This window comes from Microcoleus sp. Aus8_D2 (assembly GCF_036702665.1).
Taxonomy (GTDB): Bacteria; Cyanobacteriota; Cyanobacteriia; order Cyanobacteriales; family Microcoleaceae; genus Microcoleus.
Genome location: NZ_JAUBUN010000028.1, coordinates 62,852 through 89,830 on the forward strand (window position 1 = coordinate 62,852; position 26,979 = coordinate 89,830).

Sequence of the window (26,979 nt, forward strand, 5' to 3'; positions counted from 1 at the left end):
CCGGGTCGTTTCCCTCTCGGGACTAAAGTCGCCGAGTTTCCCACTTACCGTATTTCTTTTTATGATTGATATGTTGAGTTATCTGTTTATCGGTGCAGGCATAGTCTTCTGGTTTTGGGGGACTTCTCACATACTGGGCAAGCGATCGGTATTATTTAAGTTACACAGTCTTTCGGTTGCAGATACCTTGGGTTCGATCCTAATCGTGCTCGGGCTGCTGATTAAAATACCTAGTAGATGGCCGCTGCTAACTTTGGCAATTCTTTCCTTAGCAATTTGGAATACCATGCTGGGATATGTGCTGGCGCATTGTTCGAGTGAAGAGCAAGAAAATCAGACGGAGTTTCCCACAGAGACATTATGAATGATGATAGCTATATCTATATCTTAACTGCACTGTTGCCCTTGGCTGCTTGTATGGTAGTAGTTCAAGCTAATCCCTACTATGCCCTAGTCACTCGCGGCATATTAGGCGCGATCGCCGCATTGATATATTCCGTTTTTGGGGCGGCGGATGTGGCTTTGACGGAAGCCTTGATGGGTACGATGCTGGCAATCACGCTGTATGCGGTGGCGGTGCGATCGTCCTTGGTGATGCGTTTGGGCGTGTTGGAAGAGGAGAAAGTCGAGTCGGATGGCGATGTTTTGAAGGTAGAGTTGACAGTAGAGAGTCCCCGCGATTTTAACTCATTGATGAAGGATTTTCGCCGAATTTTTAGCAAGTATTATCTCCGCGTTGAGGTAGTACCTTTCACCTGTCAGGAGGCTTTACACCGCGCTCTGATGGAGAAAGAAATTCATGCAACTTGCGTACCTGTGCTAGATAGTGAGGCAGCAGGTGAGGCAGAAACCAAACATTATCGAACTGTGACTAGAATCCAACGGCTTTATGACATCATGCAAGCTGAAATTTCATCAATAAATACCAGTCTAACTTACAAAAATGCTACGGATTTAGCGGAGGATTTTCAATGAAATGGGTTTACATTGCGGCGGGGATAGTGCTTTACATTAAAATGCTATTTTTTGCCAATCCAGCATCAGGTTTGTCAGGTTTGGCGATCGTAGAATTGCTTGTCAAAGATAGCGGGATTCCAAATGTCGTATCGGCGATTATTTTCCGAAATCGCCTGTATGACACGATTTTTGAAGTGGTGGTATTTACGATCGCCATTATGGGCGCTAATTTTCTGTTAGCCACCGAAAGACCGTCCTGCACAATTTATCAGTTTATCGATCAACCTTCAATTGTGCTAGCCCGTTTGGGAGCGACTATTGCGGCGTTGGTGAGTATTGAATTGTCACTGCGGGGACATTTGACTCCCGGAGGCGGTTTTGCGGCGGGTGTAGCGGGGGGAACTGCGATCGGTTTGGTGGCGATTACTTCGTCATCCGAGTGGATGCAGCGGATTTACGAGCGATCGCACGCGGCGACTTGGGAAAAGATTTCGGTACTGGTTTTTGTGGTGTTGTCGGCGATTACTTTGTGTGGGTACGAGTTACCACACGGAGAGTTTGGGGCTTTGGTGAGTGGTGGTGTGGTTCCTTTGTTGAATATTTTGGTGGCTGTAAAGGTTGCTTTGGGCTCGTGGGCGGTGGTGTTGATTTTTATTCGCTATCGCGGTTTGTTGTGATGGATTTTTAGGGGATTTTGGGAGGAAACAGTGGTTCTAGGTTTGAGCGATAGGTGCGATCGGCTCAATTGTACTCGCCGGGGTGTTGTACCTGGGTGCGATCGTCCTTTACCTAAATTTAGATCCAGCTCGCTTCGTGGTTTTAGTTGGGATAATCTTTACACAAGCTTTATATATTGATTAGTTCAAGAGTTATAGTTTTAGCTAAAATTAGTTATTAACTTCATCGGGCTGCAACAGCGACAAATATTTTGCGATGGAAAACGGACAAAAGGCAATTAGCGACTTATTTGAACCCCGCAGAGTCTTTAACATTCCCAAATATCAACGTGCATATGCCTGGGAAACAAAGCAATTGCAGGATTTTATTAATGATCTTGATAATCAGATTCTAGGGAGAGACTACTTCTTTGGAACAATATTATTGCAAATTAGAGAGAATGAAGGACACTTCAAAGTTATTGATATTGTAGATGGTCAACAGCGGCTTACAACCCTTACCGTTTTTATGCGGCTGTTACTTGATAAACTTTCATCTTTTGGAGATGATATATTTATTCTTCGAGAAACTTATGTCCAATACCGAGCTGAATATAAGTTGCGAGTTCTAGAATATGACCAAGATTTTTTCCGAAAATGCGTTTTGGAAGACTGCGAAGAAGCGGAAAAATTAATTAAAACTCCTTCACAAGGCCGTCTTCTAGAAGCCAAAAAATTCTTTCAAAAAGAGCTAGAACCTCGCTCAGTTGAAAACTTACGAGAACTCCGTGAGAAAATTGAAAATGCCAAGGTACTTACATATGCTGTCCTTGATAATGCCGAGGCCACATTAATCTTTGAAACCACCAACGATAGAGGTAAATCACTTACTGATTTAGAGAAAATTAAAAGCTTCTTAATGTATAAGGTTTATACTGTTGCAGATGAGCCGGAGCGCCATCTCAAAATCATACAGGATCGGTTCGGTGAAATTTATAGAGATTTTGAAGAAATTCTTCGACATCTCACAGTGGATGAACGATTTATCCTGCGCAATCACTATATAACTTTTGAGTCTCATATAAAAGAGGAGGGTTTAAACGAGCATGGAAAGCACTTATGGCTAATCAAGAAAAAAATTAATGCTCTTACATCCCATCGTGAAACTTTTGCTGAAGCTACTAAATTTATTGATAATTACTCGGATGGGTTAAAGCAAACTTTCTCGATTGTAAAAAAAATTGCTCAGGATGAGAATAAAAACCTTAACAACCTATTGTATATTTTAGGCCGAGTTGCCAACTTATTTCCGATTCTTATTGCATCGATGAAATATGCTTGTGGAGAAAGTTATGTTAATTTTAGTCGGGTGACAAAACTTTTAGAAATTATGAGTTTTCGGGTTTATGGTATCCGAAAACGCAGGTTAAAAAACACTGTAATTTTAAAGCGTTTATATGAGCTATCTCAGTCATTTAATGGTGACTTTGAGAGTTTAATTTCATCTTTAAAAGATATTATTGGGGAGTTCTGTAGCGATCGTGAATTTCGTGTTCGGCTAGCTTCTCCAGACTTCTATGAAGCTATTTCAACGAATGACTTGAATTACTTGTTCTGGCAGTATGAAAATCATATTCGGAGAACTGAATATCGAGAGGAAAACCAGATAGGTTTTTATCAGTATAAGGGCCTCTCTATTGAGCATATTGTTTCCCAAAGACCCAGAGAAATCTCTAATTGGATGGCCGAGGATGTTTGGAGTAACTATATAAATAGTATTGGTAATCTAGTTCTCGATCTTTCTTGGGAAAATCAAGGTAAATCAAACCGAGACTTTTCTACAAAATACACATTTTTCTATCAAAATTCAAGATTTGTTTCCCAGAAGGAACTAACTCAGTTTAAAAATCCCGAAAATGGAGAATGGGATGTTTCGTCTATTGAAAACAGAAAAAACAAAATTATCGATTTTGCCTCGAAATATTGGGATCACAAAAGTGTGTAATTTATAAATAAATTATTCCTGGTTATTCAGAGTGGTCTAACAATTCAAATGCAGCAAACGGTTGGGAACCGCCGTATTATAGTTATCTGTAAGAGCCGGAATTTATCTGCGCCTCGTCAACTGTGCCGATCGCACACACACGCATTCCCCCAATTCCCGCCCTCTTTTCGTCGCAAGAGCGATCGACATTCATCAACTGTCTGCACCGATCGCTCCATAGGGTAAGATTGTAGCGATCGACATTGAGACTGCATCATCGGCCCGATCGCCCTTCACCCCAAGCTCTCCACATCAGCCACGTCTCCAGACAGCACCTGAACCACTTGCTCAACCCCCTCGCTGCCACGCCCGATCGCACATAGCCCCTAATTCTACACCCATTAGGTCGATCGCCTAATATCCGCGATCGCTAACGAGAGCAACAAATCGATCGCAACTTCCCAATTCATCTCGCAGACAACTCCATCAATTTTTGTAAACAGTGCCCGACAATCCGAAAAAATTGAATTAGGCTGGGTTGGAATAATAATTAATCTTGACTAAAGCAGCATTTTCCGCATCAAGTTTAACCTATAAAGGTTATTCGTTGGCATCGACCAGTTTTTAGCGGGGGTTATGGAAAACCTGAAATATCTCATACTTTTGTGCAATCAATATCATTGTCGAATCAACAGCACATATAAAACAACTATTTCCTATGGCAATCAATCAGAAACAGTTTGATAAAATGGTCAAAAATCTGGAAGAATTCTCGCAGCGTCATCCGGGGAAATACCGCTTGCGAGTTGCCCTGTTTGCAGTATTAGGTTATGCCTACATTTTTTTGATACTTGCTGGGTTATTCGCACTAATCGGGATGTTAGTTTTTGCGATCGCGTTTAGCCGTCACATCAATGGTTACATCATCAAGTTTGGCATTCTGTTACTGATTCCGGTATGGGCAATTGTGCGATCGCTCTGGGTAACTTTCCCCCATCCCCAAGGTTTGAAACTCAGTCGCGATCGAGTTCCTCACTTATTCGGGCTGGTAGACGAATTGACTGCTAAACTTGAGGCTCCCCGATTCCACAACATCTTGTTAAATCGAGAATTCAACGCAGCAGTCGTTCAAGTTCCGCGACTGGGTATCTTTGGCTGGCAAAAAAACTACTTGCTTCTGGGACTTCCCCTCATGCAGTCCTTGTCTTTGGAACAATTTAAAGCAGTTCTGGCACACGAATTAGGACATCTCTCTGGCAATCATTCTCGCTTCGCAGGATGGATTTATCGAATTCGCAAAACCTGGTTGCAGATTTACGAACGGTTATACCAGAGCGAGCAACATGGGGCATCAATGTTGTTTAATAGCTTCCTAGAATGGTATTGGCCTTCCTTTAATGCCTACTCTTTTACCCTAGCACGGATGGATGAGTACGAAGCCGATCGCTGTGCGGCCCAACTCGCTGGAGTGCGCCATGCGGCTGAGGCGCTAATTAATGTAAAAATCAAAGCCCGTTTTCTAGAAAGTTCCTTTTGGTTAGATATCCAGAAACAGGTTGCAGAGAGGGTCGATCCGCCAGACAATGCTTATTCTTCTATGTTAACTTTCCTGCACGGTGCGATCGCACAAGAACAGACCAATTTATGGTTAGAGCAGGCTCTGGCAGAAAAGACCGATAATGCAGACACCCATCCCTGTCTGAGCGATCGACTCAAATCCCTAGGTTATCTCAGGACTCGATCGCCAAAATTGCTTCAGTCAGTAACCATACAAACCAGTGCAGCAGAACATCTTCTCGGAAACAGCTTACAAGAGTTTGCTACCCAGTTCGATCGCGATTGGAAAGAAGCAGCATCGACACCTTGGCGGCAGCAGTATGCCTACTTACAAGAAATTCAAAGTAAACTGCAAGCTTTAGAGCAAAAAGCACAAGTACAAACACTTGATGAACCAGAAGCATGGGAACGCGCCCATTACACATTAGAAGTGCGAGGTGGTGAAGCAGCCGTTCCCTTGTTGCAAGATGTGTTAAAAACTCACCCAGATTGTGCAGAAGCCAACTATAGCCTCGGGCAAATCTTACTACAAAAAGATGATGCAGCAGGTATTGCTTGCCTGGAAAAGGCTATGACACAAAGGATAGATTGGGTAATAGACGGCTGCGAGCTAATTTACATTTTTTTCTGGCAACGAGGTCAAACTGACGAAGCAGATAAATATCGCGATCGAGCCGAGCAGCATTCTCAGTTGCTGGTAAAAGCTCGACAGGAAAGAGTTGGTGCGAGCGATCGCGACAAACTCAAACCTCATACTATCAAAGCATCAGAAGTAGGTGAACTCAAACAACAGTTAGCTCCCTATCCAGACGTTAAAGAAGCTTATCTAGTAGAGAAAGTTGTCACCTACTTTCCCGAAAAACATTTCTGTATCCTAGGAATCGTTCGCAAACGAGGTTTAATTGATGGTGAGGATGCCGATCAAAAGTTGGCTGACCTGCTGGCAAAAAATTTGCAATTTACAAATCAAGATTATGTCATCATCATTGTGAACCACAGTAGTTTTGGCAATTTGCAAAAAAAGATGTCCCAGGTGGAAGAGTCTTTAATCCTGAAACGTTAGTGCTATCAGTTTTCAACATTGAAGCTCGCTTTATGCGCTACAACCAACCCAAGGTACCGCTGCATCAAATTTCCCTAGTTTACCCCAGTAGACCTTCATCTGGAATACTTAGGATATAATTTACCTAAGTAGAGATGTAAATTTTGTTGGCCTAAAATGCGATCGTATATAGGTGTTGAGGCTGCCAACACCTATATGTGATAAAATAAGAACTGATTGGTAGTTATAGCCTTTCTCAAAAACAGTGCGGTAGGCTAGGATTTTGCGTAATTGGTAATTTAGGACTTACCTATGGGTAGCCAGAAACCGGGTTTTTACCAAAATACTAGCCAAAAACCGTAAATTGGGGTAAAAAACCCGGTTTCTTGAGCTTTGTGTGTAAGCCATGTAATTACAAAGTCCCCGTACTTCACTTAATTGAGAACCGCGATATAGCGGTTTTCAATTAAGTGAGGATAGCCCTATGCCCTATGCCCTATGCCCTATGCCCTATGCCCGTCAAGTACCTCATATGAGAGCTTGAAAGGCTATATCTCGCAAATGTCATATAATTAATCCTGATTCTGGTCTGGTTATCCGTGATAGCGGTAGGTTAAACATTAGCTGCTAGTAGTTCTCAACCGCCTTTTTTGTTATTTCCTCATGATTTAGGGGAAATAGGAACAAGTAAATGGTCTTGCCAACTTTTGATTTGTAGCGTTGAACTATGTCTCCTCACAAGCAGTCTTATAGTTGGTCATCTCTAGGCGTAGCAATCGCTGCCGTCGTGATATCAACCTGTGGTATCGCAACGTTGGATGCTAGGTCACATCGTGCAGCGGATCGCGAGCGAGAACTAAATCATTTGCAAGCGATAGCAAACCGTTTGGATGCTTTGGAGTGGAGAGCTGTTAATAAGAAAAAAGTTGACTCCGAGTTACAAGAAGCCTTGGAGAAGCAGCAAGAACAGGCACAACGCAGTTTGGAGGCATTACAAACAACTACCCCTTCCTTAGAGGAGATGCAAAAAGTTGAATCAGCCTACAATACCTATGCAACTGCTGTCAATCAACTCTTAAAGCTTCTGGAATCCAACCGCATTGAACAAGCGTTAGAAGTTGATAAAACCCTAGTCGATCCGACTTACGAGCGGTTGTATGAAATTGTCATCGACGCGACGGCGGAAGCTTCTCAAAGGTCTGCAAACCTTAGCTACTGGGCGAATTTTGGCTTTGTGTTGATTGTTCTGTCTCTGATTGTTACTCTGGTAATTGTATTTCGACAGCAATATCTGCGAGCTAACCAGCAAGTTCAGGACTTGATTCTGGAAAATATGCGCCGCCGAGCAGAGCAATTAGAAGAAGATCGTCAGCGTCTCGAGTTAAGGGTAACAGAACGAACTCAGGAACTTCAACAAACAAATATTGCTCTCTCCGAAGCCATCTCTGAGCTTCAACAATCGCAAATCCAGCTAATTCAAAGCGAAAAAATGTCCACACTCGGGCAGTTGGTGGCTGGAGTCGCCCATGAAATCAATAATCCAGTGGGATTCCTGGCGGGAAATATTCAACCTGCTTTAGATTACGTGAAAGATCTGTTTGGTTTAATTGACCTATATCAAGAGAAATTTCCTCAACCAAGTGAAGCAATTCAAAAGGAAATCGATGCTATAGATTTGGATTACATTCGTGAGGACTTACCCAAATTAATTGGCTCGATGAAAGAGGGCGTGATTCGGATTCGCGACATTAGCATTAGTTTGAGAACATTTTCTCGCGCCGATAGCAGTTATCCGGTTCTTTACAATATTCACGATGGTATTGATAGCACTTTGCTGATCCTGAAATATCGCCTCAAAGCCAACGAAACACGTCCGGCAATTGAAGTTGTTAAAGAGTATGGAAATTTACCGCTGGTGAAATGTTATGCCGGACAACTCAATCAGGTGTTTATGAATTTACTTGCCAATGCTATTGATGCCTTGGAGGAATCGAATCAGGGACGCAGTTTTGATGAAATAAAAGCTCATCCCAATCGCATTAGGGTTAAGACTGAACTATCGAATGACTCCCAATCAGCCGTTATTTCTATTCAAGATAATGGTATAGGTATGAGTGAGGACGTAAAACATAAAATCTTCGACCACCAGTTTACCAGTAAAGCAGTTGGTAAAGGCACAGGTTTAGGATTGGCAATTGCTCACGCGATCGTAGTTGACACCCATGCTGGGACTCTGGAGGTCAATTCAACTCCAGGTAACGGTGCAGAGTTTGCGATCGCAATACCTATCAAAGCCAAGCCGAAAACAGTTTCATCTGAACCGCTAATCAATGTTGATCCGTCATAACAATGCAGCAGCCGAGGGCTGTGTCTAAAACCTTCTCGCGCACGACGATCGCACATCCATCGCCTCAATTCCCGCCCCCCTGTGCGTCGCACCTGTCGATCGACCTTCACTCTAGCAACTCCCCATGCGTATCGGCCGTGCGATCGCCTTTTATCCCAATCTCTCCACATCTGCTAGCCACAACAGAAAGGCGATCGACCCACCGAACAGATACATATCGCAATATTACAGTTTTTGCCCCGACAAAATGCTAGAACTGACTCAGAGAGTTGACAACCAAAGATTGTCAATTTACTGCAACCGTATGTTTAGTAATGCTAAGCATAATTTAATTTTAAACTTTTCAAGTTTAACACAATAAACCCGATTTTTAAGTAAAAAAAGATGAAGACCGATCGATCGTTTAGCAAAATCCGAACGCTTTCACTAAAGCTGAGGGCGAGCGTTGCTTTGATATTCCAGATATTCGGCGCTGTGCGAATTGTGAGATACCTGCCCTTCACAAATAACGATCGAGCCGACGATCGCCAACTCCCAGCGCCCAAGCCGAAATTAGGCATCAAACCAACGTTTTTCAGTTTATGTGCGATCGCACTTACCTTGACATTTGCCCTTAATGCCTGTACTTTCGGGCACAACCAATCGCTGAAACCATTGCGCGTAGGAATTACAAGCTGGGTGGGATTTGATGTTGTACTCTACGCTCAAGCCTCAGAACTTTTTAAACAACGAGGACTCAAGGTGGAACTGGTGCGGTTTGACAACCAACAAGATTCATGTCGTGCGGTGATGAACAACAGATTAGATGCAGCCTTTGCTTCTTTCTGGGATGTGATGCAAGTTGATTCTGGCAATCAAATTCCTGTGGTTTTAATGACGACAAATATTTCGGCCGGTTCAGACGGAATTGTCGCCAAACCAGAAATTAAATCAGTAGAAGATTTGCGCGGTAAACGAGTCGGTGCCAAACTCGGGACAGTCAATCATTTAATTCTGTTAGAAGCATTGAAAGCTCATAAAATGAAACCTGCTGATGTGGAGATTATCGATTATTCCAATGAAGTCGCCGCCCAAAAAATTACTTCAGAAGACATCGATGCTGCCATATTGTGGGGCCCAATGTTAGGCGAAACGGCTCAAACTATCAAGGGTAATGTGATTTATACCACGAAACAAGTGGACAGCTTGGTGATTGATATTTTAATGTCCAATGACAAAACAGTGAAAGCGAAAAAAGCAGAACTAACACAGTTCATTTTAGCTTGGTTTGATGTGATGCACGCTGTTGAAACCAAGCCGAATCAAGTATTTGAACTGGTAGCAAAAAAACTTGGACAAAGCAGTGCATCCTTTGCCAGTGACTATGCTGGGCTGAAAAAAGGAGATATTGCCATGAATCAGCGGATGTTCCAGACAAATGGTCGGCTAAATTCGGCAAAAACCCAAATTATCCAACTGCTAAAAGAAGATCCGCGTCACGGTAGGGTGATTCGACAAGATGTGAAGATTGATGGCTCACTTGTCAGCAAAGCAATGGAGGTATGGAATCCATGAATCGCCAATCCAAATCATCAAAAAACTACTTATCCCGTCAACTGCTGACAAGTTTTGCTATTTCTCTGGCAACAGTAGGTTTAACCACGTTGGGATTCAACTACTTTCTGATTGAATCAAAGCTGGAACAAGAGCTAAAACAACGCGCTCAATCAATTACCCAAGGTGTCGGATTTTCGACAGAAGGTTTAATCGAATTGGGGAATGCGAGTATTATCAAGCGCGTTGTCCAGAACTATGCCACACTACCGACTGTGATGGAAGTGGCGATCGTCACTCCTGATGGAGAAACCCTAGCCCGCAGCGGAGCAGAATTACAAAATCCCCCCTATGCCTCGATTCATCCAGAATTGCTACAGGTGCTAGAACAAGCTTCTCAAACAGGCACAGATATCTGCTTCCGCACTACTGTAGATGGCAAGCCTGCATTGGTCGAAATTTTGCCTTTTAGCAGCACGTTGTTTCGTTCGATCGATCGCCGGGGATTGACGATCGCGATTCTCGACGTTGAACAACTGCAACAACAAGCATGGCAGACATTCTCAGCATCTACACTGACTTTAATCGTCGGGATGTCGGTAATTCTAGGATTGATGGCAGTGATGATTCAGCGATCGATCTTGCAACCACTCCAGCGATTAAATCAAGCCGTTACTGAAAGTCAAAGCACTGACTATTTTGTGATACCTAGTCGATTGTCCGATAACGAAATCCAATTCCTTGCCCAAACAATTCAAGATGCTGTGACTACACGAATTCAAGCCTATCAGCAACTAGAAGCAGAAATTGCCCAGCGCAAACAAATTGAAGCAGCATTGCAACAAGCCGCATTAGCAGCCGAAGTCGCCAACCGCGCCAAAAGTACCTTCCTTGCCAACATGAACCACGAACTGAGAACCCCCCTCAACGGCATCCTCGGCTATGCCCAAATCCTCCAGCGCGATCCCGCCACCAACGAGAAGCAACAGAAAGGTTTGGACGTGATTCACCAGTGCGGTTCCCACTTACTGACACTGATTAATGACATTTTGGATCTGTCCAAACTGGAAGTGCAGAAAATGGAGCTATATCCTCAGGATTTACACTTAGCTAACTTCCTCACCAACACAGTAGAAATGTGCCGGATAAAAGCCGAGCAAAAAGGTGTTGCATTCCATTACCATCCCGATGCCAACCTACCCACTGCCATCCATGCTGACGACAAACGTTTGCGGCAAGTATTGCTAAACTTACTGAGTAATTCCGTCAAATTTACCGACCGCGGCAGCGTCACATTTACTGTGGAAAAAGTCGAGAATATCGAACAGGAAAATACCGAATTAACCCGTCTGCGTTTCCAAGTAGAAGACTCAGGCATTGGCATTGCGCCGGAACAATTGGCATCTATTTTTTTACCCTTCGAGCAAGCAGGAAAACGCGATCGCAACAGCGAAGGGACTGGGTTAGGATTGTCTATCAGTCAGCAAATCGTGCAGATGATGGGCAGCACCATTCAAGTCAACAGCATACCAGGTAAAGGCAGCACTTTCTGGTTTGAGGTGGATTTACCCGCCGCGGCTAATTGGCTCAATCAGCCTCAGACAGCACATCAAAAGATTATCGGCTATCAGGGCGAACCGCGTAAAATTTTAGTAATTGACGATCGCCAAGAAAACCGCGCTGTGATCGTCGGAATGCTGCAACCGCTGGGCTTCAAGCTAGCAGAAGCCGATGACGGACAAACGGGACTCGATACCGCCCTGCAAATGCGCCCAGATTTGATTATTACCGACTTGATAATGTCTCAGATGAACGGGCTGGAAATGACTCGCCACCTGCGCCAACTGCCGGATTTTGCCGGGACTCCCATTATTGCTTCCTCAGCCAGCCTGTCTCAAGTGGATATGCAGGAAGCGATGGATGCCGGTTGCAATAGTTTTTTCCCCAAGCCGATCGAGTTTACTGGATTGCTGGCCGAGTTGCAGCGTCACCTAGAGTTGCAGTGGATTTACGCACTTGCACCGGAAACAATTGAATCATCATCTGTCACAGATTGCCAGACTGCGGATTGGATTTTGCCGCCAGCGACGGAACTAAAAGCCCTCTACCGGGCAGCAAAAGACGGTTTTATGGCGGATATTCAACAGGAAGCCGATCGCCTCAAACAAGTCGATCGGCAATATGTACCCTTTGCCAACAAAATGCTAGAACTAAGTCAGAGGTTTGACGACGAAGCGATTCTCAATTTGCTGGAACCGTATGTTTAGTAATGCTATGTTTAGTAACGCTAGATGGCATTAAAAATGTAAAATCTGGCGTTTCCCAAGATTTTTAATTTGTTTTTAATTTGTAATTTTTCTCAGGAGTTAACCCGTGGCATTTGAAACCGCAGCCCCAATCGGAACCATTCTCGTCGTGGATGATAACCCCACGAATATTCAGGTTTTATTTGATGTGTTGAGCGAGATCGGATACCGAGTGGCGATCGCCAAAAGTGGCGAAGCTGCCCTGCAACGCCTCGATTCCTATCATCCAGATCTGATTCTGCTGGATGTGATGATGCCAGGAATTGATGGGTTTGAAACCTGTAGGCGACTCAAAGCAGATCCTGCCACCTGCGACATTCCCGTGATTTTTATGACAGCCCTGTCGGATTCAGTCGATAAGGTGAAAGGGTTGAGCTTGGGTGCTGTCGATTATATTACCAAACCCATCCAACACGAAGAAACTCTCGCACGGATTCACGTCCACATGAAACTGCGCGATGCCCAAAAGGCAATGGAACAACGGACGATCGAGCTTTCCCAAGCACTCAAAGATCTCAAACAGGCGCAAGTGCATCTGGTACAAAGTGAAAAAATGTCATCCCTCGGTCAATTGGTGGCTGGTGTAGCCCACGAAATCAACAATCCCGTCAATTTCATCTCTGCCAACATCCAACCCGCCAAAGAACACATTCAAGATTTGATGACTTTTCTAGAGTTGTACGGGGAATGCCATCCCCAACCCCATCCCAAAATTCAAGCTTGGATGGACGACGTAGATGTCGATTATATCGCAGAAGATTTGCCCAAGCTGCTCAATTCTATGCAATTAGGGAGCGATCGCATCTGCCAACTCGTCCTTTCCCTCCGCAATTTCTCCCGGCTGGATGAAGCACAAGTCAAACCCGTGGATATTCACGAAGGCCTCGACAGCACTTTGCTAATTTTGCAACATCGCCTCAAAGCCAGTGCTGAACATCCCACCATTCAAGTCATCAAAAATTACGGACAATTGCCAATGGTCGAATGCTACCCCAGTCAACTCAACCAAGTATTTATGAATTTGCTCAGCAATGCGATTGACGCGCTGGAAGAGGGCATCAGGACAACACCCGCATGGCCTAATCCCACGATTGCCATCCACACCTTCATCACGGATGCTAACTGGGTGACGATCGCAATTTCCGATAATGGCACTGGGATTGGCGAAGAAGTGCGATCGCAACTTTTCGATCCCTTTTTTACCACCAAATCGGTTGGTAAAGGCACGGGATTGGGACTGTCGATCAGCCATCAAATCGTTACTGAAAGACATCGCGGTAAGATTGATTGTTATTCTCAACCGGGCCGTGGCAGCGAGTTTGTGGTGCAGATTCCCGTCGAGCAAAGAATCCCTCAAGTTGCTTAGGGGAATCTTGATGCTGGTGGCATGGAAATTGCGATGATTGAAGGGGTAATTTTGCTGAGATTGAAACTCTATTATACCTCTTGTATCAGTCGTTTTAACCAAATTTGGGTACGGGCGAGACGCCCGTACCACAACCAAAAAAATTGTCGGATGGGCTAAAAAATCGGTCATTACAACGAAGCAAACAAGAGTGTTTATTTTTCATAGAGTTTTCTCGGCTGGAGTCTCTTATCTCAACCGTATTGCGAACAATCTGAATTGATTTCACAGGTGTGTATATCTCAAAAATTCGCGATATAAAATTCATCACAGAGCCTTACGATCGCAAAGTTAATAACTTAAGCACTTCCTACAGTCCTCTCTCCTGTAGATTGCGAGCTAAAAGGAGGCAGAGCCTCCGGATCTACCTTACCAGGCAGAGCCTGGTAACAAGCAACAATTCGCGACATAAAATTCATCACAGAGCCTTAATTCCATCATATTGGGTTGTGTGCGATCGCTCCCCCGACTTTCTCGACAAATTGCTTCCCACAGTCCTTACAGCGATAGCACTGTTTTCCCCTACGATACCCATTTTTCGATAGCTGCGCCGATCGACAATGGGGGCAAATCATTACTTTCATTACATTGCTCGACTGAGCATCCCCAACATATGGCTCTAAATACGACACCAGCAAGGGTTCAATCTCCTCCATCAACCGCTGGCGGTGTTGCAGGTTGGGGGTACGGAGTGCTGCCAGCATTACCGCATTGCTGCTGTGGACGCACACCTCTGCCAACAGACTGCACTGCCCTTGACTCAAGCCCAAATTCCGCTGCTGTAACAGGCTAGCCATGAAGTTAATCGCTTCCTGAGTCATGCTTTCATCGATCGACTGGAAAATTTGGCGGGAAGTGTAAAATTGCACAAAAACCACGCGCGACACCGGGTGTTCAAATAAGTCTGCTACCGCAGAGGCGATCGCGTGAATCATTTCGCGCAGCGGTAACTGGACAATTTCCGGCGTATTTGTCTGCTCCCAAAAATGCTTGACGCGATCGATATGGCGCAACTCCATCGCCTTAAAAATGGCCGCTTTATCGGGAAAGAATTGATACAGAGAGCCGATCGCTGTTCCTGCTTTTGCCGCAATCAGATGCGTCGTCGCCGCCCCATAGCCGATTTCGTCAAATACTGCTGCCGCTGCGTCCAGAATTTTGTCAACCCGGTCTTTCCCTCGCTGCTGTTTGGGCTGACGGCGCAGATTTCTTGACGAATGTGAATGTTCTGTCATATTCTAAAAACACGACGGATATTTCATAATTTTACCTACTAATGCGGAGAACCTTATGCAGTCTATGCTTCCCGGTGCGCCCTGGTTGTTAGCGCACAAATCGATGCTGACAGTGAATCAACCCCGAAAAATGTCTTTGTACGGTACAGACTACGTGATGTGGCTAGACGCGGGTGGAGACATCCACGCCTTACCAAATGCCTGCCCGCACATGGGCGCGATGCTGTCAGCAGGATGGTGTGAACCTCAGGGCGATCGCGCGAGTGCAGTTGTTTGTCCGTTTCATGCCTTGAAATTTGATGCCGCAGGCTGCACCGTTTTACCCGGATCGAACAAGAAAACACTGCCTCAACTGAAACCCTTAAACCTGATAATTCAGGGAGATTTCATTTGGTCTTATGGGGGATACGAGCCGAAAATTCCCATCCCGACGATATTGAATGAGTTGGCGGCTGAATTTGAGTTTATTGGCTGCACAGCGGATGTCAGCGTCAAAACCAAGCTGTTGCCGATGCTGCTCAATATGCACGATTACAACCACCAAAACGGCACCCACAGACCGATGTTTGAGATTGAAGAAGTGCAGTTTCAAAAGTTTGTCGATGACGGGCATCATTCTCACGCGCACTACGAAATGCCGCGCAAAAAGCCTGGTTGGCAAGACATTCTGAAAAATCCGGCCCTATTGGCATTGCCACAAACACTCTCAGCGCATTTGGAAAACTTCTTTCCATCGCTGGTGGTATTGCACGGTCAAGTAGCGATCGGAAAAGCCAAGCAATGTCATATTTTTGTGCCAGAATCTGAAACCCATACGCGCACCTATGTATTGATGTTTGGCGAAGCGAAGCATCCAGTCTTTAGATTGCTGAAGCAAAATTTTCTCAATCTTGCTAAAGTTATTGTCGAGCAAGATGCAGATATTTTGGGCAAGATTTATGCGGATGCGCCACAGAAAATTAAACTCGACAACGAAGTGGGGATGGACTGGGTGCGACGTAATTTTGCCAGCTTTCCGAATGTCGTGGAACCTAACCTTTCCAAGTGAATTTCGGCGACTGTCTCACCAGATATTGATATTCGGTTGGAAACTATATAGCAATCCTAAATCATTTTCAATAACTGGTTAAGAGGCTAAGCGCCTGGGAAACCTATGTCCAGAGGCTCTGCCTCGCCTGCGAAAATGGAGGCTCTTCCTCCGGATCTGCGTTACCAGGCAGAGCCAGGTGACGAGTAGTCCCACAAATCATTTAGGATTGCTATAGCATTTCGATCTCTCATATGAGGTCTGACCGTAAATGGAGTTTTTGATGCGACCTTGCTATACAATCACTATCAGAGGGCCGGGGCCCAACAACGTACCTCATCTTTTTGACAAAAGCTATATGTTGCGATCGCACGATCGATCGACATTAGACTTGCATTGCACTCCCAAGCTCTCCGATCTGGAAACTATCTGCGTGTATCTGTGTTCATCTGCTTGAAATCTGCGGTGACTGTATTCATCAAAGATTTATGCAATGCAAGTCTATTCCTCATGCTCCCACTCTGCTGCATCGATTGTGCGATCGCACTTTACCCCACCCCACAGCCATCATCAGAAGGGGAAAATCGATCGCCCTTCACCCTTCTCTCAACCTATTGCTCACCCTTTTGACTGATTTTTCGGTATCTTAGGCGGACACCAAAACAGGTTTTTGCTAGAAACCCCGATCGACTCCAAAATCCCTCGCAGCACATCCGTGCAGTACATCCAGTGTCCCAAATCGTCATACATTCGATCGGGATTAAACTCATAATTGTAATGCAGCACATTATCAAGACCTGCAAACTCCTCGGAAGATTGCAAAGAAAGCAGCATCAATTGAAAAGGTTTTCCCTGACATTGTTTCTCCAGTTTGTGAATTAGATCGATCGCACCATTGCGATCGCAAATACCAGTGCGGACAAACAACACTTGGTCGCAATGCTCCAGCGCGTACCAAAACCGCTCAGAACGTGCCGTATATCGATCGCGCATCCGTTCGTATACCGGAGACATATCGTTAACAGGATCGTCTGTATCCTCAACTTCATGAGCAAAAGAAAGACCAGACCACTTGCTGTGATAGATTCTGCCAGCTTCAGCACTGTAGTGGAGACAAGCAGGATTCCACATATCATAAAAACGGCTTTCGATCGCATCAGCCACATCTGCAATCTTGGTAGTGCGCGTTAGATCGAAGGGAAAAGCGGGCCCATCGTACTCCATTTTATACAGCATCATCCGCACGGCACAGCGATCGCCCAGCGGCAAAATCGCCACACGGCTGATATCAGATAATTGACATTTATATTGAAACAAAACAGCCGACTTAGGCGGTGCTTTCACTCGGCTTTCGAGCCCATCTTTCCCAATCATCATCGTGCGAAAAGGTGCGTCGGGATGCAGCGGATCGTCATAGACACCTGATGGCATCGATTTCAGTATGCCGCGTACTTCCTTCCACATGGGTTGGATGTTGTATTCTTTGTCTGATTCGTTGATAATCCAAAGGCGCCGGTCGTCCTCTTTCAAAATCCCCAAATGTCCGTCATAGAACAACAGTTGTGAGTTGTTCGGCGCAAAAATATTGAAAGCAGCAGTGTATTCCAATTTGGCGCCGGCGGGAATTTCTAGTGTAGTTTCGATCGCGCCATTCTCTTGTACTGCAAAGAAAGATGGCGTCCCTGGTTGGGGATTTTTGGCAATGTAGATCCCCGGTATCAATCCTGCTTTCGATTGCAGTGCAGTTTGCATTTCTTGCCAATAGGGAGCGATTGTGTAATTGTTCGGTGATGGATTGACAATCCGCAAATGCTTTTCTTCCACACAACCAGAGACTTGAAAACCTTCAGTGTCCCAGTAAACTAGAACTTCTTGCGGTTGCCAAAAGTATTGTTTTTCTCGTGCTAATTCGTCTTTGTCGATCGCGAACCAGCTTAGATCGATCGTCTCATACATCAGGTTGTGACCGATCGTGTTAGGGTGAGCCGGATCGAAGGATATGCCAGGTTTCCAGCGTCCCTGTCCATCATCCAACACTCCCAACCAATCCAGGATCGGAACGCCCCAATTCAGCATCCGTTGGTGGGTATCTCGCAGCAGCCAATAATGTTCCGGCTGATAATCGCCGTGGGGATAGACAGCGCCTAAAATCGGACGTGCTCCCAGTGCCCGCGTCATTTTCACCAACTGCTGCAAACCGCTTTCAAACCGGCGTTGGGCCGCCCGTCGTTCGTGGGGGCGACAGTGGGCTAACCCTTCATTGCCGAGAGAAAGGGCAATAATCACGATATCTGGTTGTTCTGGGGCGATAACTGATGCAAATCGGGCGATCGTGCTGCTGACATTCGTCCCCGCTTCACACAAATTCACGAGTTGATGCCCGTATTTTTCCTGCAAAGTTTTTCCCAACTTGGAAGCCCAACCATTGAACATCCAGGCTTTATGGCCTAGTGCGACGGAACTGCCAATCACTGCGATTTTTAAATTTTCAGGCGCTTTTACTGAGGGCATTTTGACAGCGGGCTCCTCAAGGTATCCGAAGGGATAAGGCTGCAAATAACCAAAGGCGCCATCGTCAACTACCAGGGTGCTGGATTTGGCGTCTGGGTCGATCGGTATCCAGCGGTTAAAACCGAATCCTTCCCATTTTGCGATGCCGTTGGCATCAATATACACGTACTTATATTCTATTTTCTGGCGATCGGCTAACTCCACAGACATCTCAATGTCTATATCGGTGTACCATAAAGGATAGCGATCGGCATTTGTACGCAGGTGTACGCATTTCGTGATATCCCACAGTCCTAATTCGGGGGTAGAACCGACGAGAGCGATCGATTCGCCCGTCTGCGTGTGTCCAATAATCTGGAATCGATACATAGGTTTTTTGCCGATTTTAAAGATGCGATGCCGGACAGGAAGGCTGAATCCTCAAAGTTGCTGTGAGAATACCACATACAGTTTTTTAAATATGTTTTATAAATAACATTAAATAGTATTAATACTCTTCGCTCCAGCATTCCTCACGATTGTGTAGGGGCGAAGCGTTCGGGGGTAGTGGTGCACCACTAAGGCTGCCCGCATTCTTGATTTTTATACCCAAAGGGTTGCATCGAATTGCATCCTTGATATAGCAATAAAATTAACAGCTTTCTGGGTAGATATCCGATCGTCCAAGCAAACACTTTTGGCATCAACCTGATTTGTGAGCCTAAGTTCTATTACAATAAATTTCGACTTATTTTATCCGAACAATCACTAAATCAGCCCTAAATCGGTAAAGCAACATGAATCTCCCATTGATCGATCGTGTTCTAGAACACAAAGACCAAATTGCGATCGCCACCAACGAAGCAACCTATACCTATGGGGATTTGCTGCACGCATCCAGTCAAATAGCAACAAATCTGCTGGAGAATGCCACCGATTTACAGGAACAGCGAATTGCTTTTCTCATCCCTTCTGGCTTTGAGTATGTGGCTACTCAATGGGGAATTTGGCGCGCTGGCGGTATCGCCGTACCTCTGTGCGTGTCCCACCCGCGACCAGAATTAGAGTATGTTATCCTCAATTCTGGAGCATCAACGATTGTTGCTCATCCCAATTTTGAGGAGCTATTGCGCCCGATCACCCGATCGCACAACCTCCGATTTATCATCACCTCAGAAACTCTCCCAAGTCAGATTAGTCCTCTCCCAGCAGTCGATATTACCAGACGCGCCTTAATTCTCTACACCAGCGGTACCACTGGAAAACCCAAGGGTGTAGTCACCACTCATCACAATATTCAAGCTCAAGTAACTAGCTTAATTGATGCTTGGGAATGGACATCGGGCGATCGCATTCTCCACGTACTCCCCTTACACCACATCCACGGAATTGTCAATGTATTAACCTGTGCTTTATGGGCAGGGGCCCAGTGTCATATGTTGAGCAAATTTGATGCTGAAACCGTTTGGAATCGAATTGGTGAAGGCGATTTAACCTTATTTATGGCAGTACCGACAATTTATGTAAAGTTGATTGCTGCTTGGGAAACGGCTTCGGGCGATCGTCAAAAAAGCCGATCGGAAAGTTGTGCAAAAATGCGCCTGATGGTGTCTGGTTCCGCAGCATTACCAGTTCAAGTATTAGAAAAGTGGCAAAATATTAGCAATCATTTTCTGCTAGAACGCTATGGGATGACGGAAATTGGTATGGCCTTATCCAACCCTTTACATGGTAAACGGGCGGCTGGATCTGTGGGAAAACCTCTACCTTTGGTGGAAGTGCGATTAGTCGATGAAAGTGGAGATACAGTCGCACCAGGGACACCAGGAGAAATCCAAGTCAAAGGCCCCGGAGTGTTTTTGGAATATTGGCAAAACCCGGAAGCAACGGCTAAAACCTTCCGAGATGGATGGTTTTGTACTGGAGATTTGGCGGTAGTCGAAAATGACAATTACCGCATTCTCGGACGGATGAGTGTAGACATCATCAAAACCGGAGGCTATAAAGTTTCAGCTTTGGAAATTGAGGAAGTATTGCGATCGCATCCAGAAATTGCAGAATGTGCGGTGGTGGGGATTGAGGATCTAGAATGGGGTGAGCGGGTTTGTGCTGCGCTGGTATTGCGATCGCAGCCTAGTTTAACATTAGAATCATTCAGGAGTTGGGCAAAAGAGCGACTGGCGGTTTATAAAGTACCAACCAAAATTTTGATACTTGAAGAATTACCTCGAAATGCGATGGGAAAAGTGACGAAGCCGACAGTGATTCAGCTATTTGCTTGAGCTTCGTTATAGTCGAAGGCTGTTGAGTAAAACCGACGTTTTTTGCTAACGGCGGTTACAGGATGGGGTCAACTCCAGAGTTTCTCAACTTATACCCCAATACAGTTCAGTTAAGGTTGTTTTGTCATTGTGAGCGATCGTTTTGCCGATCGCATTACCTTAAACCCAGCCCATCGAAATATAACGAGAGTGCGATCGGCTACTGTATCCCAGGGCTAGCCATCTGTCGAATCAAGCGGCCCTGTTCTGTGCATACAAATACTGCTGAAACCCAATAAATACTTCAATTATATGCGGAATGCTCCCTAGTTCTTCCTGAGCATCGCCCACAGTATGATACTTTAACACCAGTAGTGGAGATAATTTAGATCGATCGAGTTCCCCGACTCCTTCTTTGATATATTGCTCCAGCACGAAGTCAAGAAATTCTTGCTGTTTGCTGCAATAACGCGAGAAAATCAACGCCTTATGAGCGATAACTCGCTCTCGACGGCTAACGGGTTTAGCAGCATAGGCAATATAGCTCAGCACGTCATACAAATCGCTGTTTTCAGCATCGATCAGGCGACTAATTTCGGTAAGTTGTTCGTTACCGTAACCTTTCTCTGCGAGTCCCTCCAGCAGAGCTTTGCGAGTGTCAGGGCGGCTCCAGATTGCTCTTAATTCGTCTTCATTTTTGAATAGTTGTGGGATTTCGCCAAACAGGCGCTCGATAAATTCTGCGGCTGACATTGGTTTGCCGTCTGGACTCCAGAAAGTAGTCGCCATCGTGTGCTGTATGGTGCGCTCTTTACCGTCTGCAAGTTTGATTTTGACTTTTTGAGGGCGGGTTGGTTCCCTCATCCCAAAATTGTCTATTTCTCCGTCATCTCCGTTTGAACGGGGGCGTGTTTCTCTGGGGATAATCGGTGTCGGGGTTTCCGGTTCGCCATCCCATTCGGGGTCATTAAAATGCTGATAAGCTTCTACGAAATCGTAAATCGTGAAATAGTCTTTTCCTTCAAAAAGCCGCGTACCGCGACCGATAATCTGTTTGAATTCAATCATAGAATTGATGGGTCGCATTAACACGATATTGCGAACGTTCCGCGCATCAACCCCAGTTGATAGTTTTTGGGAAGTCGTGAGAATGGTCGGGATGCTTTTCTCGTTGTCCTGAAAGGTGCTCAGGTACTGTTCGCCAAGTTTGCCATCATTAGCAGTGACGCGAACGCAGTAATTTGGAGCGGTGCTAATTTTCATCTGGTTTATCAAGTCTCGAACTGCGAGCGCGTGGTCTTGGCTGGCACAAAAAACCAGGGTTTTCTGATTTTGGTCGATGCTTTCCATCAACAGCCTGACACGATATTGTTCTCGTTCTTTAATCTCGATGATGCGGTTAAAATCGGCTTCGGTGTAACGTCTGTTTTCTTCTGCTTGCCCTTCTATTAAAATATCGTCCGATGTATAGGTATATTCATCAAGTGTGGTTTCAAATTGCTTGACTTTGAAGGGGGTGAGAAATCCATCGTTGATGCCGTCTTTGAGGGCGTAGGTGTAAACAGGTTCGCCAAAATAAGCATAGGTGTCGGCGTTATTGTTTCTTCTGGGGGTGGCGGTGAGTCCTAGCTGTACGGCGGGGGAGAAGTATTCTAGGATGCCGCGCCAGTTGCTTTCGTCATTCGCTCCGCCTCGGTGACATTCATCGATAATGATGAAGTCGAAGAAGTCGGGCGGATAGTCGCTGAAGTTGTATTTTACCGAGCTTCGGCTTCGCTCAGCTCTCATCTCTTGTGTTGATTGAGCTTTCATTTCTTGTGTTGATTGAGCTTGATTTTCTGTTGATTGAGCGGAGTCGAAATCAACATTCCCAGTCATGAAGGTTTGAAAGATGGTAAAAAAGACGCTGCCATTTTTGGGAACTCTGCCTCGTTTGCGGATGCTGTCGGGGTCGATACGGACGAGAGCATCTTCGGGGAAGGCGGAGAAGGCGTTAAAGGCTTGGTTGGCGAGAATATTTCGATCGGCTAAAAACAAAATTCGAGGGCGGCGGATGGTTCGATTTCGCTCACCAACAGTTGGTCGGTGGCTGAGGTTCCATCGGCTGTGGAATATTTTCCAGGCGAGTTGAAAGGCGACGAAGGTTTTCCCTGTTCCGGTTGCCATTGTTAACAGAATACGATCGCGCCCGGATGCGATCGCCTCTAAGACTTTAGCGATCGCGTTGTATTGGTAGTATCGCGCCTCCCAAGTGCCGCTTTTATCCTCGAAGGGAATGGCAGAAAAGCGATCGCGCCACTCGTTGGTTTGGGCAAAAGTAGCATCCCACAGTTCATCCGGGCTGGGATACTGGGTGATGTAGCTTTCTGCCCCAGTGTGCATATCGATTTGGTAGATGCCGGTGCCGTTGGTAGAGTAGCTGAAACGGGTTTGCAACTTTTCAGCGTATTGCTTCGCCTGTCCCACGCCTTCGGTGTCTGGTGAATCGCGTTTTTTGGCTTCGATGACGGCTAGCTTTTGATGGCGATACACCAGAACGTAATCAGCATACTTCCGCTTTCCTCGTTTCCCATCACCTACTAGGCGACCGGGGGCGATCGTAACTTCGCGACGGATGTAGCTGTCGGGGACAACTCCCCAGCCTGCGGCTTTCAGGGCGGGGTCAATTAGTTCGGCGCGGGTTTCGGCTTCGTTCATGGTTAGGTCATCTCGGTTTGCGTTAAAACACTTTTTTGTATATTCTGCAAGGGTTTCAGGTTTTGAGAGTCATCGATCTCGGTTTGCTTTAAAGCACTTTTATGCCCAAAAAGGCAGGTAGCGAGCATAACGGGTAGAGGTTGATTCAGATTCGTCTGTCTCGATCGAGCCAGCTTCTTTGGTAGCTTTGATAATCAGAGAAACGGTTGCTGTCTGTGACTCACTTAGACGAAACCGCTCCCGTAGAGTTTGGTTAGACATCCGTTGATTGCTGACGTACAGCAGACAGCAATGCTGGTAGCAAGCTCGAATTCGGTCTGTTTTGCTCATTTCGGCGAAATCTTGATGAGCAAACAGCACTGCGGTGGTGCGTGTGTCACCTACTCGAAAATCTGGTGCGGGTAGTTGAAAAACCTCTGCTGCGCTGACAACTTTGTCAATGCCGCTGCCTTTTTCTTCACATATACCAAAACGTCGCATGAGGTCGGCGAGTTGTTCGTTGCGGGAGCGATATTCATCAATAAATCGCTCTACCTTAATGGGTGGGATGCCAGGATTAGATATCTCTATGCGATCGCTATACATCTCAATCATCACTGAAGCTCCCGTCGCTAGAAAGTCCTGATGTACTAGCGCATTAGCAATAAGTTCTCTTAAAGCCTGTTCCGGGAACATCTTCACTTCTTCTCGCACAACTTCCTCGATAAAGCGATTTTGCGGTGCTGCTGAGTGGACAAAATCCACTAACCCCGCAAAGCCAACGGCATATCCTCGATTGTCTGTCTTATCGTCACGGGTTTGTAGCTTATTAATACCTTCGTAGATGACGACACGGGGTGCTTTACGAGCCAATGCAGGGGAAAAGGCATCCAGTTTTTTTGCCAAAAGCATAGCGGCTAGGTTGGTAATTGTCGAACCTTGTACTGTTTTTTGAATTAAATTTTGGTTTTCTAATCTATCAAGGACTGCATCGCGGGTAGTTGGATAGGGAATTTTTAGCAGCTCAAAGTATGATTGAGTATCTAAAAGGTTGATTACATCATCAGGACTGGCTTCAGATCGAGCAGGTTGGCAAAACCAATCTTGTTGGTCTTCTGCAAAAATTCTCTTGAGTACATCTGGTGTCATCGGGCGTAAATCTTCACCAGATCGCATCAAGTATGCACCATCAAATGTATATGCTTGCCCTACAGGACGAGGTGGTATTTCAAAGACTAATACTCGACCATCGACATGGGCTAATTCTGTTACGTCTACGCGGAATCTAAGTTTTTCTACAATAAGGGATTTAATTTGATTCAAGGAAGTCTGTGATGGAAAAGCTTGGGAACCTACAACTCGACGTGGTGGCTTATTGGTTATGCCGAAAACTAGATATCCACCTCCTTCATTGGCTAATGCTACACAATACTTGAGTAAGTCAACTTTATTAAATTGCTGCTTGGCTTCTTTAAATTCAAGGTTCTCGGTTTCAGCAGGTGCATTGAGCCATTGTTCAAGGGTTTCAAGGGTCATCATGCGGCAATTTCCTCCTCAGCAGTTTTCGGGGTGTCTGCGGTGAGTTCGCCTGTAAAGGCTTTTTGCAGGATGGATTGTTTGAGTTCTTTGAGGGCGGCGAGTTTTTGGCGGTAGATGGCTTCGAGACGTTGGGTTTCGGTGTATAGTTCGTTCAGATTATCTGCAACAACCTTTTGTTCAGCAATAGTTGGTGGAAAGCAAACTGATATAATACCTAATTTTTTAGGAGAGGTATGTCGGACTTTTATCCCTGAAGCACTGCTTTGAACTGCTGCTCTAAAAAATCTAGTGTTGAACTGATGGAAGAAAAAATCATTGTACCATTCAAAATCATTGGTAACTTGCACAAGACCCAGACGTTGATTATGTAAAAACCTATCTGACTCTGGAACTATTAGAGAACTGCCAAGAAGTCCAATTGCTTGCTCTGTCATTGCCAAAATAAAATCTCCCTTTTTGAGAATGTATGTATCTGGAATCTCTCCAACATAGTATTTTGTCTTTTCACCTTGATTACGGTAACCACCAATTTCATAAAAACACCCAGGTGTTAACAATATATAATCAGATTCCTCAGCAGTGAAAAACTCACCCTTAAAAGCAAATCCATGTTTTATAGAGCAAATATCCTCTAACTTCTTCTCTACCCACCCATCGCCTTTCTGAGTAAAGATGGCGTTCAGATAGCTTTCAAAGAGTTCGCGGGCGTTGGCGAGGTTTTTTTCGGTGTTGGCGATCGCGCGATCGATCGCCTCAAATGCCTCATCCAAAATCGCCACAATCCGCTTTTGTTCGAGGAGGGGTGGGACTGGTAAACTGATATTTTTTATTTTCGCTAGACTTAGATTTTTTTGTCTTACTCCACGTCTTTGGTTAAGTATTTTAAATCTTCCAGTATTTATAGCATACAAAATAAATTTTATATCGATATTTTCATTTGCTTTTACACCAGCTATTGCCTGATTGAATGCTGCATCTCTATCTAAAATAGACATTTTTAAAGCAGCAGTATCGTACATTCCAATTAGCAATGAACCTTTTGGGAAAACTTTCGCATTGGATCGATCAAGTCCTTGTTTGGTGATGAAGCTTTTAGATACCTTTGTGAAAGTCTCATTCAGTTCACCTGAAGTATACCACGGAATATCTCCAGACCAATACTCATTGTTTGCTTTAAGAGGTGTACCACCACTTTGAACCTCAGCAATCTCTCCAAGCATTTTAATCTTCCAATCTACTGTCAACTGCATAACATCCCCTAATTATCATGAGCCGTCTAATCCTCTGCTGTTTGAGCCTCAGTTGCTGGTTGAGCAGAGTCGAAACCAGCATTTTTATAATGCGAATCATTCTGACACTCCGCCAAAATATGAAGGCGATCCCAGTTACTCTCCATCAGAGCAATTTTTTTCCTTCGATTCCAACCCTGAACCTGCTTTTCCCGATAAAAAGCATCCGCTACACGATCAAAATACTCAGCATATACCAATTTTACAGGTAGTCGCTTTTGTGTATGATTAGCCCCCAACCCATTTTGATGCTGCCACAAACGACGTGGTAAATCTTTTGTACTTCCAGTATAGAAGGAGCCATCAGCACATTCCTGAATATACATATAGGGCATGGTTATAACCTCCTGTAAAAAACGGACTTCGACTTCGCTCAGTCCTCATCTCATCTTATCTTTTGTTGTTAATCCCGAGCTCTAATGGGCTGAGGGAAATCTCTAGCTGGCTGAGCGAAGCCGAAGCCATCCCTCTGTAAAAACCGGACTTCGACTTCGCTCAGTCCTCATCTGATCTAATCTGATCTCATCTCATCTTATCTTGTGTTGTTAATCCCGAGCTCTAATGGGCTGAGGGAAATCTCTAGCTGGCTGAGCGAAGTCGAAGCCATCCCTCTGTAAAAACCGGACTTCGACTTCGCTCAGTCCTCATCTGATCTAATCTGATCTCATCTCATCT

Annotated in this window: 17 protein-coding genes and 1 pseudogene; 12 read left to right on the top strand and 6 right to left on the bottom strand. The window is 45.1% G+C overall.

Annotation, left to right across the window (positions count from 1 at the left end; genetic code table 11):
* Window positions 1-61 precede the first annotated feature (61 nt).
* The 9 genes and pseudogenes from QUB64_RS21110 (at window position 62) to QUB64_RS21150 (ending at window position 13,748) form a co-directional block, all read left to right on the top strand.
* A complete protein-coding gene (locus tag QUB64_RS21110) occupies window positions 62-364 on the top strand; it encodes a monovalent cation/H(+) antiporter subunit G (protein WP_333274703.1) in 303 nt (100 codons plus the stop codon).
* Complete coding sequence (locus tag QUB64_RS21115) at window positions 361-975, top strand: DUF4040 domain-containing protein (protein ID WP_333274706.1); 615 nt, start codon at window positions 361-363, stop codon at window positions 973-975. Before QUB64_RS21110 ends, QUB64_RS21115 begins: the two co-directional genes overlap by 4 nt.
* The gene (locus QUB64_RS21120) at window positions 972-1,634 is read left to right on the top strand and encodes a Na(+)/H(+) antiporter subunit B (protein WP_333274708.1); all 663 of its coding nucleotides are present in this window, start codon (window positions 972-974) and stop codon (window positions 1,632-1,634) included. The genes QUB64_RS21115 and QUB64_RS21120 overlap by 4 nt, the downstream gene beginning before the upstream one ends.
* 256 nt (window positions 1,635-1,890) lie before the next feature.
* Window positions 1,891-3,618 carry a DUF262 domain-containing protein gene (locus tag QUB64_RS21125; protein WP_333274710.1) on the top strand — a complete coding sequence of 576 codons (1,728 nt, stop codon included), beginning with the start codon at window positions 1,891-1,893 and terminating at the stop codon, window positions 3,616-3,618.
* Between the two features lie 697 nt (window positions 3,619-4,315).
* A complete protein-coding gene (locus tag QUB64_RS21130) occupies window positions 4,316-6,217 on the top strand; it encodes a M48 family metallopeptidase (RefSeq protein ID WP_333274712.1) in 1,902 nt (633 codons plus the stop codon).
* A 1,426-nt stretch (window positions 6,218-7,643) separates the two neighbouring features.
* A pseudogene (locus QUB64_RS21135) lies at window positions 7,644-8,543 on the top strand (sensor histidine kinase); the annotation flags it as partial.
* A 384-nt stretch (window positions 8,544-8,927) separates the two neighbouring features.
* A complete protein-coding gene (locus QUB64_RS21140; RefSeq protein ID WP_333274717.1) occupies window positions 8,928-10,097 on the top strand; it encodes an ABC transporter substrate-binding protein in 1,170 nt (389 codons plus the stop codon).
* Window positions 10,094-12,343: an ATP-binding response regulator gene (locus QUB64_RS21145; protein ID WP_333274720.1), complete on the top strand. Its 2,250-nt coding sequence runs from the start codon at window positions 10,094-10,096 to the stop codon at window positions 12,341-12,343. Before QUB64_RS21140 ends, QUB64_RS21145 begins: the two co-directional genes overlap by 4 nt.
* Before the next feature lie 106 nt (window positions 12,344-12,449).
* Window positions 12,450-13,748 (top strand): sensor histidine kinase, encoded by a 1,299-nt coding sequence (locus QUB64_RS21150; RefSeq protein WP_333274723.1) that lies wholly within the window; start codon window positions 12,450-12,452, stop codon window positions 13,746-13,748.
* A 476-nt stretch (window positions 13,749-14,224) separates the two neighbouring features.
* Here QUB64_RS21150 and QUB64_RS21155 read toward each other — a convergent pair whose 3' ends face one another.
* Window positions 14,225-15,022 carry a TetR family transcriptional regulator gene (locus QUB64_RS21155; RefSeq protein ID WP_333274726.1) on the bottom strand — a complete coding sequence of 266 codons (798 nt, stop codon included), beginning with the start codon at window positions 15,020-15,022 and terminating at the stop codon, window positions 14,225-14,227.
* Window positions 15,023-15,077: 55 nt separating this feature from the next.
* Between QUB64_RS21155 and QUB64_RS21160 the strand changes: the two genes are divergently transcribed.
* Both QUB64_RS21160 and QUB64_RS21165 read left to right on the top strand, forming a co-directional pair.
* Window positions 15,078-16,070, top strand: coding sequence for a Rieske 2Fe-2S domain-containing protein (locus tag QUB64_RS21160; RefSeq protein ID WP_333274729.1), 993 nt, complete (start codon window positions 15,078-15,080; stop codon window positions 16,068-16,070).
* A gap of 467 nt (window positions 16,071-16,537) precedes the next feature.
* The gene (locus tag QUB64_RS21165) at window positions 16,538-16,699 is read left to right on the top strand and encodes a hypothetical protein (protein WP_333274733.1); all 162 of its coding nucleotides are present in this window, start codon (window positions 16,538-16,540) and stop codon (window positions 16,697-16,699) included.
* Here the strand turns inward: QUB64_RS21165 and QUB64_RS21170 are convergent.
* The gene (locus tag QUB64_RS21170) at window positions 16,668-18,929 is read right to left on the bottom strand and encodes a DUF1796 family putative cysteine peptidase (RefSeq protein ID WP_333274736.1); all 2,262 of its coding nucleotides are present in this window, start codon (window positions 18,927-18,929) and stop codon (window positions 16,668-16,670) included. The two genes, QUB64_RS21165 and QUB64_RS21170, sit on opposite strands and share 32 nt — an antisense overlap.
* 407 nt (window positions 18,930-19,336) lie before the next feature.
* Here QUB64_RS21170 and QUB64_RS21175 point away from each other — a divergent pair, with 407 nt between their 5' ends.
* Window positions 19,337-20,821, top strand: coding sequence for an acyl-CoA synthetase (locus tag QUB64_RS21175; RefSeq protein ID WP_333274740.1), 1,485 nt, complete (start codon window positions 19,337-19,339; stop codon window positions 20,819-20,821).
* A gap of 231 nt (window positions 20,822-21,052) precedes the next feature.
* Here QUB64_RS21175 and hsdR read toward each other — a convergent pair whose 3' ends face one another.
* The 4 genes from hsdR to QUB64_RS21195 form a co-directional block, all read right to left on the bottom strand.
* The gene (gene hsdR / locus QUB64_RS21180) at window positions 21,053-23,497 is read right to left on the bottom strand and encodes an EcoAI/FtnUII family type I restriction enzme subunit R (protein WP_333274743.1); all 2,445 of its coding nucleotides are present in this window, start codon (window positions 23,495-23,497) and stop codon (window positions 21,053-21,055) included.
* A gap of 99 nt (window positions 23,498-23,596) precedes the next feature.
* Window positions 23,597-25,015, bottom strand: a complete 1,419-nt coding sequence (locus tag QUB64_RS21185; RefSeq protein WP_333274746.1) for an ATP-binding protein — start codon at window positions 25,013-25,015, stop codon at window positions 23,597-23,599.
* Window positions 25,012-26,265: a restriction endonuclease subunit S gene (locus QUB64_RS21190; protein ID WP_333274749.1), complete on the bottom strand. Its 1,254-nt coding sequence runs from the start codon at window positions 26,263-26,265 to the stop codon at window positions 25,012-25,014. The genes QUB64_RS21185 and QUB64_RS21190 overlap by 4 nt, the downstream gene beginning before the upstream one ends.
* Window positions 26,266-26,291: 26 nt before the next feature.
* Entirely contained in the window at window positions 26,292-26,639 is a 348-nt protein-coding gene (locus QUB64_RS21195; protein WP_333274752.1) for a GIY-YIG nuclease family protein, read from the bottom strand.
* Window positions 26,640-26,979: the final 340 nt, after the last annotated feature.

Excerpts from the sequence above, each read along its gene's own strand:
- QUB64_RS21160 (WP_333274729.1), top strand. The coding sequence starts at position 15,078 with ATGCAGTCTATGCTTCCCGGTGCGCCCTGGTTGTTAGCGCACAAATCG.
- QUB64_RS21120 (WP_333274708.1), top strand. The coding sequence starts at position 972 with ATGAAATGGGTTTACATTGCGGCGGGGATAGTGCTTTACATTAAAATG.
- QUB64_RS21140 (WP_333274717.1), top strand. The coding sequence starts at position 8,928 with ATGAAGACCGATCGATCGTTTAGCAAAATCCGAACGCTTTCACTAAAG.
- QUB64_RS21125 (WP_333274710.1), top strand. The coding sequence starts at position 1,891 with ATGGAAAACGGACAAAAGGCAATTAGCGACTTATTTGAACCCCGCAGA.
- QUB64_RS21110 (WP_333274703.1), top strand. The coding sequence starts at position 62 with ATGATTGATATGTTGAGTTATCTGTTTATCGGTGCAGGCATAGTCTTC.
- QUB64_RS21185 (WP_333274746.1), bottom strand. The coding sequence starts at position 25,015 with ATGATGACCCTTGAAACCCTTGAACAATGGCTCAATGCACCTGCTGAA.
- QUB64_RS21115 (WP_333274706.1), top strand. The coding sequence starts at position 361 with ATGAATGATGATAGCTATATCTATATCTTAACTGCACTGTTGCCCTTG.
- QUB64_RS21145 (WP_333274720.1), top strand. The coding sequence starts at position 10,094 with ATGAATCGCCAATCCAAATCATCAAAAAACTACTTATCCCGTCAACTG.
- QUB64_RS21195 (WP_333274752.1), bottom strand. The coding sequence starts at position 26,639 with ATGCCCTATATGTATATTCAGGAATGTGCTGATGGCTCCTTCTATACT.
- QUB64_RS21170 (WP_333274736.1), bottom strand. The coding sequence starts at position 18,929 with ATGTATCGATTCCAGATTATTGGACACACGCAGACGGGCGAATCGATC.
- QUB64_RS21155 (WP_333274726.1), bottom strand. The coding sequence starts at position 15,022 with ATGACAGAACATTCACATTCGTCAAGAAATCTGCGCCGTCAGCCCAAA.
- QUB64_RS21190 (WP_333274749.1), bottom strand. The coding sequence starts at position 26,265 with ATGCAGTTGACAGTAGATTGGAAGATTAAAATGCTTGGAGAGATTGCT.
- hsdR (WP_333274743.1), bottom strand. The coding sequence starts at position 23,497 with ATGAACGAAGCCGAAACCCGCGCCGAACTAATTGACCCCGCCCTGAAA.
- QUB64_RS21175 (WP_333274740.1), top strand. The coding sequence starts at position 19,337 with ATGAATCTCCCATTGATCGATCGTGTTCTAGAACACAAAGACCAAATT.
- QUB64_RS21130 (WP_333274712.1), top strand. The coding sequence starts at position 4,316 with ATGGCAATCAATCAGAAACAGTTTGATAAAATGGTCAAAAATCTGGAA.
- QUB64_RS21165 (WP_333274733.1), top strand. The coding sequence starts at position 16,538 with ATGCAATGCAAGTCTATTCCTCATGCTCCCACTCTGCTGCATCGATTG.